A 15,510-nucleotide genomic window follows, 5' to 3' on the forward strand; every position below is an offset into this window, starting at 1 on the left:
TACAAGCTCATACAATTATATTATTTATTTCGTACAACCTCAATTTTGAAAGATTTTTTTCATAATTTACGAAATAAAATCTATTATATACAATACTGTTAATTATATATTTCACAAATATCACAGAATTTTATTAACATGAAACCAAACCCATCTAATATAAACCTGCCAAATGGATACACTCTAGAACATCATAAGATTTTATATAGTACAAACTATGAAGCAATCAAGCTTGCAGAATGTGGAGCTGAAGACGGTACTATAATTATATCTGACGAACAAATTAAAGGACGAGGAAGGTATGAACGTATATGGCATTCTCCTAAAGGTAATTTATATTTCAGTGTTATTATAACAAAATTTGTGGAAGTATTTCCTTTATCATTTATTGCAGCATTATCTGTCGGAAAAACACTTGAAGAAATACTAAAAAATAACGACAACATAATATCAAAAGTGCAATATAAATGGCCCAATGATATACTAGTAAATAATAAAAAAATATCAGGCATACTATTAGAAAGCAGAACATCAAATAATACATTACAAAAATGGATAGTAGTTGGCATAGGCATTAATATGTATAAAGCTCCAGCATATGCAACAACAATCAATCAACACAGTCATAATTTCACTTTATCTAATCTAGAGTTACTGGAAAAAGTAATAAATAACTTTAACAATTTTAGAGAGCATTATATTCACTACGGGTTTACAAACATAAGAGATTTATGGCTTAAACAAACATGCCACTTAAATAGCCATATCACTGTTAAAAGCCACAGCCATACCTATACAGGACAATTTATTACAATAGATATAAAAGGTAATATGATCATGAAACAAGACGATAAAACAATATGTATTACTTCAGGAGAAATATTTAATATCACATAAGGCAAGTATAACTTGAATATGACTATATCATTAATAAGTAAGACATATATGCAATACACCGTTAATAACACAAAAAATACCAAGCTAGTTATGCTTAATATAAAGTTATAATATACCAAGTAATATGAACACTTAAGTAATTTTACTTGCGTACAATCTTATAGAAAATATTTATTTAATAACCAGTAAAGTACATTAACTATAATAATGAAACACAGTACCAAAGGATGCATCATAAATTAATATATCATTCTACTAACAACAAAAATGTATAATCAAGTACATCAAAAAATAAAAACATCATTGACTAAATAATATATTCAATGTAGAATTCAAATATTACATTTGTGATCTGAAGTACGTTATCGTGGTGATTTAGTTATGTTATCGTGGTGATTTAGTATTTAAGTGCTAGGTTAGGTATTTTTATAAACTGGTTACTGTTTAAGAATATGTAATAACATCGTGAGTTTTATCCATCTACCAGGCAAGTGTTTTAGCGTGTGTAAAGTTGTGTACTTCTCTACTATCTTGCTATTTAAGTAATTAAAATACCTACTTTAAAAGTATAAGCACCTAATCTTATATTCTTGTAATTAAATAATTACATACCCTATTATAATACATATACAGTTATTAGCAGCATGTTTTCAATAAATATGGAGCCAAAAATATGCCAGGTAAATCAGAGCTTAGTAATAATCAGCTAAAACTTTACACAAAAGTACAGCAACACATAAAAAACAATCAAGTTACAAAAAACTTAAGTCTTCTACCATCACCAATAAGTTATTTTTCTTATAAGGTAAACTCCTTATTTTTTGGTAGCAAAAATACTTCACATGAAAAATGTGTCATGGTAAGTGAGGAATTTACTTCTGATCTAATTCTAGAGTCAGCAGATTTTGAAAGTTTTACATTAGTAACAAAACATATCGACAAAGACTTTAAAGAACAATGTCATAATAATGGTATATTATTTTTATGTAATCTTCTCACCCCTCTAATAAAACACATCTCCAGTAAATTAGCAACAAGTGGTATATCATCACACCCTATATCTGAGATTGAAGGTATATTAAGCACAAATATGCCACTAGGAGATAATAATTTTAATCCAGGAGATATTGCATGTTATGAAGAATTTATAAATGGTATCTTAAATCAAAGTAATCAAGACGTCCTACTCAGAGAAGCAGAAAAGGTGCTTAATATAATATGTCCACTTACTTGTCATGTACTACTTATAAGAGGTATAGCACATGCAATTCTCAACAAACGAACTCCTAATCCCACATCTCATAAAGAACATGTTGCTATAGAAGCTAAAACTGCCACTTTATTACATATAGCAGCCATAACACATACTACTAGAGAAAGTACTATGCGTGCAGTTAATGCAGCATTTGCTCGTGAACATCCATACCAAAGTAGAGTCTTGGCAATAACTAATTATTTTAATCAATATATTAGTGACACTGTTTCATGGGTATATGTTGGTGCTATATTCTCAGTCTTCGTAACACGTATATACTCTGGATATGCTAGTGACAGAGCAGAACAAGATGTACAAAAGGCACTATCGGCTTCAGGTCATAGTATCAATTTTAATCATACTCGTTACTATAGACCTGATATAAACTACCATAACAGTACCAATAGCACAGTAATTTATGCACCCAGACACCCCTCTGAATACTTCCCAGAACATGAAGGTGTTCTAAACGGAGTTCCTGGTTATCTGACAACTGCGATATCTACAGTACAGCTATTTCTTACATTACCAAACATGATTCTGAGTCAACGTAAGAGACAGTTCGTTCTCAGATCATTGGATAAATATTCACCTACACCAGAAGAACAAAAAAACAATGCAATATTGATGAGCACATTAATATTCCGTTGGGTCGGTAATGTTGTTGTACAACCTGTTGACTGCATAGATTCTGTATATAAAGATACATTTTTTAAATGGAGCGTTTTTAGATTCTTCACACCATCTGCGCCATTAGAAGAACCATTAAAACTACAAAATATTTATAACTGTCTTAATAGGCATTGCTACCGCAGTCAAAGTACCCCTACCCTAGTAAATCACAGAATTATGTTCCTTGCTGCTGTATCAACAACAGCACTTGAATACGTAGATGCAGCTTTAGGATTTCCAAATCTGATCTGTTCAGCACTTCTAAAAGGAACAAGACTTCTGTCAGTAATTATACCAGTAGTCACAAACAGAAATAAGGTATGTTACATTCCTAGGTTCAAAAAGTTTGTACTCGTAAACATGGTAAGAACAGCAACTTCACCTGCCATATTACCAGCTTTTGATCAGATCGGTAGTCATATCCGTTACGTGGGTTTATTAACAGCACTTGATGTACTGGCAACTGTCAATGCTGATGCAATATCAGGTCGTATTTTATCTGAAGCTAGTGCCATAGAAGAACAATTAGTTGTAATTGAAGATCTAATACGCAATGCTACACAAAATCACATAGCAGCAAGTTTAGTATTATTTTCCCCAGTGATTGAAAGGAGGTTTCAACGCTTAAGAAGCAATGTAACTATCACTGAAATCCTAGAAGATAATCAAGAAGAAGAGCAAGTTCAGAGTGGTAGAAGACAACATAGCAGATCAATAACAGAAACACAAAATAATGAAAGCATATGTGAAACCTCAACATTACTACCTTCTGAGCACAATAATAAAAGACCACTTAGACAATCACATGTGGTACCGGGAGAAGTATATATAGAAGATCCTTCACCAGTAGTACAATTAAGATCTTATAGAAGGAATGCTCCTGATTGCCACATTATAGATATAACCGATGAAAATGAAGATAATGAACAAGTATCAAGTACAATGGTTAACATCTCTTTAATGGGTCATTCATCACGCTCTCCTTCCTTATCAAAACAATAAAAGGTGGTTCTGATATCAGATGATATCAGAACCCCTGAGTAAAATGCAGCAGGAAACTAAGCTAAACAATTCAGGCTTTTCTTATGCAAATCTACCGATTCTTTTGTATCAAGATAACAAAAGGAGTTCAATTGTGAACTCCTTAAGTAAAATGTAACAGGAAAGCTAGGTTAACAAACTTAGCTTCCTCATAGAAATTCCCCAAATTCTTTCATCAATACAATAAAAGGTATTAGTTATAACTAAAAAAAACCTAAGTGAAGTTATAAAGTACTAAATCAAGATTCAGGATTTTTATGAGCCTCTAAAATCTATCAATGTGTTAATAAATTCGCTAATGATTACCATTATGTATATGATTTATCAATAAATTTTACTTTTAAAAACCTATGATTATAGAAAACAAAATAACCCTTTTAAATCACACTAATCAATAAGAGTAAGAACTAAGTTCCATAATTGCCAACATAAAAAATCCAGACTTTAGGAACATAATTAATGATGCAAAGCAACTTTCTTACTAGAGAATGGAGCGGAAGAAGGGGCTCGAACCCTCGACCTTTACCTTGGCAAGGTAATGCTCTACCAACTGAGCTACTCCCGCATTCAAGTTACTCCTTGTAAGCTTTAAATGCTAAAACAATAACTGTTACAATGCAAGAGGAATTATACAATTTTTCTATAATGTATCCAAGAAAAACTTAAAACCTATAATGATAAGAAAGTCTAAATATCAATAATATCAGAAAGAAAATAATGCATGAAAAGTAAAAATTGTATAACATATCATCATTATCACATTTCAAATGTTGTTGGATATTTATAGCTATTACAATAATGTCTCAGCATTTATAATAAAATATACTTAAAACCTCGGAGATAAATAAATGATAAAACGTTATAGCAGACCTGAAATGTCATCAATTTGGGAAGACAAGAATAAATTTAAAATATGGATGGATATAGAGTACTATGCATGTGAAGCACAAGTAAAATTAGGTGTGATACCTCACTATATACTTGATAATTTAAAAAACAAAATAGAAGATTTTGACATCAATCGCATAAATGAAATCGAGTCAGTAGTAAAACACGATGTAATAGCGTTTTTAACATATGTAGCAGAATCTACAAACTCAGATATAAGATATTTACACTATGGTATGACAAGTTCTGATGTATTAGATACATGTCTATCTGTACAATTAAAGCAATCTTGTGATTTACTATTAAATAATATAGAAGTTATATTAAATATCTTAAAACAAAAATCAATAGAAACAAAACATATATTATGTATAGGACGTAGTCACGGCGTACATGCAGAACCAATAACATTTGGCTTAAAACTGGCAAGATTCTATGCAGAATTTAAGCGAAATTACAAAAGACTAAAAATGGCTCAAGATGAAATATCAATATGTAAGGTTTCTGGAGCTATGGGTAATTTTGCTAATATTGACCCATTTGTTGAAAATCACGTAGCAAATTCTTTAAATCTTAAACCAGAATCTATATCTTCACAGGTGATACCAAGAGATCGCCATGCTATGTTTTTTGCGACTCTAGGAGTTATTGCATCTTCTATAGAGAATATAGCAATAGAAATTCGTCATCTTCAAAAAACTGAAACGTTAGAAGTCACAGAATATTTTTCAACTGGACAAAAAGGAAGCTCTGCAATGCCTCACAAGAAAAATCCTATATTAAGTGAAAATCTAACAGGTCTTGCCAGAATGATACGCAGTTACGTAACTCCTGCCCTCGAAAATGTTGCTTTATGGCATGAAAGAGATATATCACATTCCTCTGTCGAAAGATGTATTGCACCAGATGCTTGTATTGTCACAGATTTTGCATTAGTAAGATTATCAAATTTGCTCGACAACATGGTTATACACCCTAACAATATGGATAAGAATTTAATACAATCAAAAGGTTTAGTGTTTTCTCAGAGAGTACTTCTTGAACTAGTCAAATACGGCTTAAAAAGAGAAACAGCTTACAAAATAATTCAAGAAAAAGCATTAGAAACATGGAATAACAATAGTCACTTTCTAGATGAACTAAAAAAAGATCCACAAATATTAAAGTGCATAGATAGCCAAAGTCTAGAATCCTTATTTAATTTTGATTACTATACACAACATACAGAGGCAATATTTGAAAAAGTTTTTAAAGAATAAATAACTAATCTAAGATCAAAATTTAATATTGATTAATATATGAGATTAATAAATCACTAGCTTTTAAGTATTAATATTAAAAATATAAGATATTTATTAAATAAAATATTAATAACATAATTTTATATTAAAATAATAAATAATTATTATTGACTGTTTATTATTTTCTGATTACAATGCTATCATTATTAATTTAAAAGATTAATAAATACGGTCCTGCCTTACTATCAATGCATAACCATTAGGTAACACACACTTTATCTTACAAAGTAAAGCAGGGCCTCCATCTAAACTTTAGATACAACTAGTTTAACTACACACATGCCTGATTCTATACATTTCTGCAGTGCATTGCAAGTGATTTTTACACAACTAAAAGTTATAGCACAAAAAATTAAGTAATTATAAAGAAAAAACCTATTTGTTACCTCACATGATTTACTGTAAATACCGACTAATACCCTGTTTTTACCCTTTCTCAGTAAATCACTAATATTAATGGTTTTCTCTATCCACAAAACCAACATTAAACTCAACAACAAGTGTAACACAGTTCCTACAAAAGCATTTACCTACTACTGACATATTTATTTATCATCTTAAAAATTACGATATTAATAAGTCCTCAGTTAAAATACTTTAGTCTTAGAAACACACGTTTAAGTTATTCAAGTATAATGCTCTTCATACTATCTTCTACAGCATGTAGACTAAATCTTCACTCGCACTAATAAATCTTAGCTAACACATTATTCATCCTCTCAGCAAAACCACTAACATCTTCTAGCTCTTCCCCTTCAAGAATACATGCTTGATTTAATAACAAGTGTAACATATCATCTAATGTCGCATTTTCTCCAACATTAGCATGCTCATCTATCATCTTACTAATAATAGGATGCTTAGGATTAATTTCTAAAATCTTTGTGCTTTTATAATTCAATTGCTTCTGTTCTCTTAAAAATCTCTCCATTCTAATATCCATAGAACCATCTGCCACAGCTAAACATACTGGGCTATTTGTCAATTTTTTCGAAACTCTAACACCACTGACTAATTTACCAAGTACCTGAACAGCATACTTAACAAATATATCTATTTTTTCTTTAGAGTCAGCACTTTTATCTTCATTTTCTTTGACTTCTTCATTTTTATCAAGATTAGCAAACTTTTCTAAATCTTCATCTGCACGTATAACTGACTTTAATGGCACCTTTTGATAATCAGTGACTACATTTGTCCAAAAATCATCCACAGGATCAACTAATAATATAACTTCTATGCCACGACTTATAAACCCTTCTAATTGGGGACTCTTTTTTATAGAATCTAAATCATTACCAGTTAAATAATAAATATTATCCTGTCCTGTTTTCATTCTCTCAATATAATCTTCCAGGCTAATTAATAAATCATCACTGTGTGTACTATAAAAACGACATGCTGATATTAACTCCTCACGGAACTCTGTGTTCATTGACTCACACAATCCTTCCTTCAATACTGAACCAAAATTTTCCCAAAACTTTTTATAATCATTAATATCATTTTCAGCTTTTTTCTTAAGTTCAGACAATACTCTCTTTACTATAGATTGTTTAATCTTTTCAATAATTTTATTATTCTGTAGAGTCTCACGACTAATATTTAAAGGTAAATCTGAAGAATCTATTATACCTTTTAAGAATCTTAAATATTGAGGTATGATTTGTACATTATCTTCAGTAATAAATACCTTGTTAACGTACAATTTTACTGAACATTTTCTATCAGGATGGAATAAATCAAATGGTTTAATAGATGGTACATACAATAAATTAGTATACTCTATTACTCCTTCATTTTTATTATGCAATATCATCCAAGGTTCACCACCAACATGAGCTACGGTACGGAAAAAATTCTGATGCTCCTCCGCAGATATTTCATCTTTCGATTTTGTCCAAATAGCAGCATCACTATTTAACTTTTCTTCCTCTCCTTTATCATTTAAGAAATAAACTGGATAGTTAATATGATAAGAATATGTACTAATAATATGCTCTATGCGAAATTTATCAACAAACTCAGATTCTTCGGGTTTTAATACTAAAGTAATTCGAGTTCCACGAGGCACTTGATCCCCTTCTAGTTGTGCAATAGTAAACTCTCCATCCCCAGAAGATCTCCACTGATATCCTATAGATTCTCCAGCTTTACGAGATTCAACTATAACTTCATTGGCTACCATAAATGCAGAATAAAAACCTACACCAAATTGACCAATTAATTCAACAACACCTTGAGAAGAAGAAGCTTCACTGTTTATTGCTTCTAAAAATCTCTGCGTACCAGAATGTGCTATAGTACCTAAATTATCTATTAATTCTTGTCTATTCATTCCAATACCATTATCAGATATATATAATCTATTTTTATCTTGGTCCACACTGATGACTATTTTAAAATCAGAATCTTGATCTATTAAATCTTGGTTAGATAAAGATTCATAACGTAATTTATCACATGCATCTGACGCATTAGAAACTAATTCTCTTAAAAAAATATCTTTATTAGTATAAAGAGAGTGTATAACAAGTTTCAATACCTTCCCCACTTCAGCATCAAACTTTAATTTTTCAGAATTTATAACATCTTGCATATTAACCCTCTAAAACTAACATCAATAAATAAGTAATAACTACAATAACAATTTTCAAGTTCTCAAATCACTAATTTTCATAAATTTGCAGTAAATCCATAGCATGCTTATATACCATAGACTCAGAATTTACATCACCAACTATTTCTTTTATTACTTCAATAGCACCATTGATATCATTATTTTTAAGCATAGATACTGCTATTGCCTCTTTAATAGACGATTTGTAAACTTCAGACTTGTTAGATACAAATTTCTGAATCTTACTTTTTAACAAATCCAAATTTTCCCCTTTAAGCAATGTTATAATTTCTAAATATTCTGCTAATTCCCTTAACTCAGGAATGAGCTTTTTATCAGCAGCCAAATCAGCATATATTAATTGTGCTTTTTCTACTTGATCTTCACCACACATACCTGCCAACTTAAACTTAGCCAAATACTGATAGCTAGAACCATCAACTTTAGCAACATCATTTAACATCCGCATCATCTCATCATCACTAATTTCACCCATTAAAGCATCATACATCATATCACCCATGTGTTCCGATATCTTGTCATGACGACTACTTACCCATGAAATCATTCCCGCAAACACTATTGAGAAAACAACCACAACACAACATATCCATTTCAATTTTGGAATAGCATTAACTATATTTAACTCCATAAACTGTCCAACCAATTAACAAGATGATATCAATGTAAAAAAATAAACGTATATAGTCAATGCATTTTAGGAAAGAATCACAAGTACTAATATAATAGACATATCTTACATAAATACAAATTTACTTAATACATACAATCTTTCATACTTATACAAACCCTGAATAGATTATATAACATCTACACGATGATATATTTATAATATTGAGCACCACATTTCATTAAAACTCACAAACTCTTATTTTTATACTCACATAAATCTTGAACAATACATTGACTACATAATGGCTTCCTTGACTTACATATATATCTACCATGCAACACTAACCAGTGATGCGCATATAATAACCATTCTTTTGGTATTATACTTAACAATGCACTCTCTGTTTTTAACACACTATCTTCCTTAACTAACCCTATCCTATTACTTACTCTAAATACATGAGTGTCAACAGCAACAGTTGGTAAATTTAACCATGTGTTTAAAAAAACATTTGCACTCTTTCTTCCCACACCTGGCAATGCAATAAGAGTATCAAAATCTAAAGGCACGTTACTATTATATTGATTTATAATAATTTCACTAAGTGCAATAATATTTCTAGATTTAGAATTATACAATCCTATTGTATTTATATAACTTTTTAGACCTTTTTCCCCAAGATTTAACATTTTTCCCGGACTATCAGCAATTTCAAACAGTTTATTTGTAATTTTATTTACACTAACATCAGTAGTACGTGCGGATAATATTATTGCTACTAACAAAGTAAAATCGTTAGTATATCTTAATTCTATCTTCGGGTAAGGATTATACTCTTTAAATTTAGTAAAGAGTAAATTTATTTTCTCCTGATCCATTTAATCTGCACACACAATTTACACATTGTCATCAATATCAGAACTATCTTTAGCATCAATTATCTTGGCCACTGAAACAACTTTTTCACGTTTCTCAGTTTTAAATAAAGTAACACCTTGAGTGCTCCTACCAATAATTCTAATATCACTCACAGCAATACGAATTAACTTGCCCTTATCTGTAATTAACATTATATGATCATTAGACTCTACAGGAAAACTAGCTACTACATTACCATTTCTTGTAGTTGTCAAGATACTGACAACACCTACTCCACCTCTTAAAGTAGTACGATACTCATATGCAGAAGTCCTTTTTCCAAAACCATTCTCAGTTACTGTCAAAATAAATTGCTCATTTTGTACCATAGTCATGAAGATATCTTGTTCCAGCCCAAGATCATCTAATACCTTAGCTAAACCTGCATTAACAAAACCTTCTTCTTTAACAGCCATACGCTTTCCTAAAGGAACTTTTAGATATGTATCTTTCTTTTCAGAATCTATATCCATAGCTAACAATATCGACATGGAAATTACATTATCCTCTGAAGACAGCTTAATAGCTCTTACCCCATCAGACATCCTACCCTTAAACTGACGAACATTACTTACAGAAAACCTAATACTTTTTCCTAACCTTGTAGACAACAAAACATGATCTTCTTCTTTACACACTTTTACAGATATTAAAGCATCTCCTTCATCAAGCACCATAGCTATTTTACCATTACTAGGTACATATTGAAAATCTGAAAGTGCATTACGTCTTAAATTCCCTGATGCAGTTGCAAAAACAATGTTTAATGTTTCCGTATCTTCTACATTATCAGGCAAAGGCATTACACTAGTTATTGACTCATTTTCACTAAGCGGAAAAATATTTACCAGTGACCTCCCACGTGATGTAGGTTCACCTAACGGAAGTTTATAAACTTTTAACTTGTATACTTTACCAATATTAGAAAAGAATAGTACACTAGTATGAGTATTAACTACAAAGAGATTAGTGATAACATCTTCTTCCTTAATAGCTTGTCCTATTCTTCCTTTTCCACCCCTTTTTTGAGCACGATAATTTGAAAGTTTAGCCCGTTTAATATAACCACTCATAGTTACTGTGACTACCATATCTTCTTTTGGGATAAGATCTTCGATATCGGTCTCAAAATGTGAATAATCTATAGCAGTCCTTCTAGGGACAGCTAATTTTGCCTTGACTTCCTTCAACCCATCTTTAATCAGTTCAAGTAATGATTCTTTGTTTTTAAGCAGTTCAGTATATTGTCTAATCAATGATACCATTGACTTCAAGTCAAGTTCTAACTTCTCTTTCTCTAAATTTGTGAGACGTTGTAACTTCATTTCCAAGATTGACTTTACCTGTACACCCGTCAACTGACATACATTCTCAACCACAATACTTTTACTATCAGCAACAAGTTCTATCATCTCCCTCACAGATGCTAAAGCATCCCATTTACACTCAAGTAACTTCTTAGCAGCTTCTGCTGTATCACGAGATGATCTAATAATAGCAATAACCTTATCAATATTTAATACAGCAATGTACATGCCTATATATAAATGAGCTTTTTCTCGAACTTTCCTTAACCTAAACTGGGTACGACGTGTTAAAACCTCCTTTCTATACTCAACAAATGTCGATATGATCTCCAATAAAGACATTACCTTCGGCTTATTATTATCTAATACGAGCGTATTAATACTAAAACTCGTTCTCAATGGAGTTAAGCCTAAGATCTGATTTAAAATAACCTGATGAGATACCTGCTTTTTTAATTCAATTGCAACTCGTATCCCCATTTTATTAGATTCATCTCTTAAATCTAATATTCCTTCTATTTTTTTTTCTTTTACTAATTCATGGATACGCTCAATAAGCTTTGCCTTGTTCACCTGATATGGGATTTCATCAATAATTATTGCTTGTTTGCCAGATGGTAATTCTTCCAGATGAGTTTTGCCTTGAACAATAATTGTTCCCTTCCCCGTCATAAACGCAGAACGTATACCAGCATCTCCTAAAATAGTACCACCAGTAGGGAAATCAGGACCACGAACTATATTAATTAACTCATCAAAAGTAATCTCAGGATTATCTATATAAGCTATACAAGCATCTACTACTTCTCCTAAATTATGAGAAGGAATATTAGTCGACATACCAACAGCAACCCCACCAGCCCCATTGACCAATATATTAGGAAATTCTGCCGGCAATACTACAGGTTCTACTTCATTTTCATCATAATTAGGCCCAAAATCTACAGTATCCTCATCTATATCATTCAATAAAAAGTGTGCAGCTTTTGCTAATCTAGCTTCTGTATAACGCATAGAAGCTGGAGGGTCACCGTCTATCGACCCAAAATTACCTTGGCTATCGATCAACGGCAATAATAATGAGAAGTCTTGAGCCATTCTCACTAATGAATCATAAATTGCTGCATCTGCATGAGGATGATACTTCCCCATCACATCACCAACAACACGTGCTGCTTTTTTATACGGCTTACCATAATCATAACCAGATTTATACATAGAATATAAGATTCTTCTATGAACAGGCTTTAATCCATCCCGTATATCAGGAATTGCCCGACTAACTATAACGCTCATCGCATAAGATAGATAAGAATCCTCTAATTCTTGTTCTATAGAAACTGGTATGATATTATTGACATCACTCATCTAATATTTATTAACTAACCCTAAAAACAAACACATTGTACATCTTAATTCTCAAGCATATCAAGGTCAAGTAATTGTTTATAAAACAAATAACCAGTATTGCTATTCCAACAACAAATCTAATTTAGATATAACACATCAAACATTCGTTCGCACAGTAACGTTGTACACCACCTAAAATTGAAATTTAAATGTAGATACAATAACTTATTAGTTCAAACTAGAGTTACACAATAAAAATATTAATTAATCTAGGAAAACACATATACCACAATTAAAACATATAATTTCTACTAAAAATATCAAATTTCCACCATTAGTATTTTTTAGCAAATAGACTTCAATACACTACTGTTGCATTACATTATTACATTAGAAAATCGTTTCTCAAATTATATAATATTAAGATCTTACTTTGACTGCATAAGAAAAAAAATATAATATAATCCAAATGATGATGAATTTATTGCATTATGGAAGATTACATAACTTCACTTAATGAAGACCAAAAGCAAGCTGTTATTAATATAAATGGTCCTATTTTAATACTAGCTGGAGCAGGTACAGGAAAAACTAGAACTGTCACTTCAAGAATAGCATATATCATCAATAATAATTTTGCATTACCTAGCCAAATTTTAGCAGTAACATTTACTAATAAAGCAGCAAATGAAATGCTTGCTAGAATTAGTGAGTTAACTCCTGTATATAACATCTGGTTAGGAACTTTTCATGCAATAGCAGCAAAAATTTTAAGACAACATGCTGAAACAGTTGGATTAAAAAATGATTTTACAATCATTAACACAGATGACCAATTACAAGTAATAAAAAATATTGTCAATGACATGCATCCTGAATATGCATCAGACGCTTATAAAATCATCTTAAACAAAATACAAAGATGGAAAGATAGAGGCCTAATGCCAAGTAACATAACTGAAACAGAATTATATAAACCCATTAATACAGTAGCACTAAGCACATATCACATCTATCAAGAGAGATTAAAATTCTTAAATTGTGTCGATTTTGGAGATCTACTACTATACAACATTCAAATATTTACCACACAACATAATATCTTATCCCATTACCAAGAACAATTTAAATATATAATGGTCGATGAATATCAAGATATAAATACAATCCAATATTTATGGTTAAGATTATTAGCTCAAAAATATAAAAACTTATGCTGTGTTGGAGATGATGACCAATCAATATACAGTTGGCGTGGAGCAGAAGTAGGAAACATTTTAAAATTTTCTGACGATTTTCCAAATGCAAAAATTGTGCGACTAGAGTGCAACTATAGATCAACATCTCATATTCTAGACGTTGCCACAGCAATAATAAATAACAATAAATCAAGGTTAGGAAAGAAGTTATGGACAACAAATGAGAAGGGGCAAAAAGTCAATTTGATGAAATTTTGGGATAGTAAAGCAGAAGCACAGTACATATGTGAATATATTAAGAATTTACATAATTACCAATTCAATGAAACAGCTGTTTTAGTAAGAGCAGGATTTCAAACAAGAATATTTGAGGAATACTTTATCAAGTATAGCATACCATATAAAATAATCGGTGGTACAAGATTTTATGATAGGCAAGAAATCCGTGATATCATTGCTTACTTAAAAATCACGGTCAATCCTAATAATGATATCGCCTTTGAAAGAATAATTAACAAACCTAAACGACATATAGGAGCATCAACACTCAATAAAATATATCTATGTGCCAAACAAAATAATACCTATTTTTTAAATGCAGCAAAAATCTTAATCTCGGATAATCAATTGCCTGATAAAGCATCTAGATCCTTAACTAATTTACTAAGTAAGATTAACTCTTGGAAAGAATCTTTATCATCTGATTCAATATCAAACACTGTTAAAATGATAGCCTATGATTCAGGGTACATAGATATGTTAGAAAATGAAGGTGAAAATGGCCTAGCAAGAGTAGAAAATATAAAAGAACTTTTTTCCGCATTATTAAGTTTTAATGATGTAAACGAATTTTTAGAACATATCAGTCTTGTTACAGAAACAGATTCTTTAAATTACAATGATAACTACACTTATATCATGACACTGCATGCAGCAAAAGGATTAGAATTTCCCGTAGTTTTTTTACCTGGGTGGGAAGAAGGAGTATTCCCACATGAAAAATCTTTACAAGATAGGACAGGAGATGCATTAGAAGAAGAAAGAAGATTAGCTTATGTTGGAATTACACGAGCACGTCAGCAACTATTCATATCATGTGTAGCAGTAAGAGACATCAACAATTGGCGTCAACAAATGAAAATATCAAGATTTATCAAGGAATTACCTGCAGAACATGTACAAGTCATAAAAAACATTTCAAGCTATTATTAATTAATATTTAAAGCCATTTTCAATACATGTTTTACATTCTCACGACAGAATGGCAAGTTATTTCCTAATTATTCACTACGAATAATCAGCAGCATTGTATTAAACTTCAACAGTATACAAATTATATAAACTATATAATATACATTAGTAGGAATAATTACAAACTATTTCAATATATTTTGTATTGCATATATTCAATGCATGTAATACAACTAG

8 protein-coding genes and 1 tRNA gene are annotated in these 15,510 nt (G+C 30.8%); 4 read left to right on the forward strand and 5 right to left on the reverse strand.

From position 1 onward, the window contains the following. Positions 1–138 precede the first annotated feature (138 nt). A complete protein-coding gene (locus PVA18_RS03375; protein WP_045804461.1) occupies positions 139–897 on the forward strand; it encodes a biotin--[acetyl-CoA-carboxylase] ligase in 759 nt (252 codons plus the stop codon). A gap of 673 nt (positions 898–1,570) precedes the next feature. Beyond that, the gene (cpg1, locus tag PVA18_RS03380; protein WP_045804460.1) at positions 1,571–3,826 is read left to right on the forward strand and encodes a Cpg1 family polymorphic protein; all 2,256 of its coding nucleotides are present in this window, start codon (positions 1,571–1,573) and stop codon (positions 3,824–3,826) included. Positions 3,827–4,354: 528 nt separating this feature from the next. Here the strand turns inward: cpg1 and PVA18_RS03385 are convergent. Further along, positions 4,355–4,430 (reverse strand) — tRNA-Gly (locus PVA18_RS03385). Between the two features lie 283 nt (positions 4,431–4,713). On the opposite strand from PVA18_RS03385, the gene purB reads away from it, so the two are divergent. Continuing rightward, positions 4,714–6,012, forward strand: coding sequence for an adenylosuccinate lyase (gene purB / locus PVA18_RS03390; protein WP_045804459.1), 1,299 nt, complete (start codon positions 4,714–4,716; stop codon positions 6,010–6,012). 727 nt (positions 6,013–6,739) lie between these two features. On the opposite strand, the gene htpG is transcribed toward purB, so the two are convergent. From htpG to gyrA, 4 genes are all read right to left on the reverse strand, one after another. Beyond that, positions 6,740–8,653: a molecular chaperone HtpG gene (gene htpG / locus PVA18_RS03395; protein ID WP_045804457.1), complete on the reverse strand. Its 1,914-nt coding sequence runs from the start codon at positions 8,651–8,653 to the stop codon at positions 6,740–6,742. A 70-nt stretch (positions 8,654–8,723) separates the two neighbouring features. Then, positions 8,724–9,326, reverse strand: coding sequence for a hypothetical protein (locus PVA18_RS03400; RefSeq protein ID WP_045804456.1), 603 nt, complete (start codon positions 9,324–9,326; stop codon positions 8,724–8,726). A gap of 227 nt (positions 9,327–9,553) precedes the next feature. After that, positions 9,554–10,186, reverse strand: coding sequence for an endonuclease III (gene nth, locus PVA18_RS03405; protein WP_045804455.1), 633 nt, complete (start codon positions 10,184–10,186; stop codon positions 9,554–9,556). Positions 10,187–10,204: 18 nt separating this feature from the next. Next, entirely contained in the window at positions 10,205–12,901 is a 2,697-nt protein-coding gene (gyrA, locus tag PVA18_RS03410) for a DNA topoisomerase (ATP-hydrolyzing) subunit A (RefSeq protein WP_045804454.1), read from the reverse strand. Between the two features lie 473 nt (positions 12,902–13,374). On the opposite strand from gyrA, the gene PVA18_RS03415 reads away from it, so the two are divergent. Next, positions 13,375–15,294, forward strand: coding sequence for an ATP-dependent helicase (locus PVA18_RS03415; protein WP_045804453.1), 1,920 nt, complete (start codon positions 13,375–13,377; stop codon positions 15,292–15,294). The last annotated feature ends 216 nt before the right edge of the window (positions 15,295–15,510 follow it).

Origin of the sequence: Ehrlichia muris subsp. eauclairensis (genome assembly GCF_051097115.1) — a bacterium.
In the GTDB taxonomy this organism is placed as follows: Bacteria; Pseudomonadota; Alphaproteobacteria; order Rickettsiales; family Anaplasmataceae; genus Ehrlichia; species Ehrlichia muris.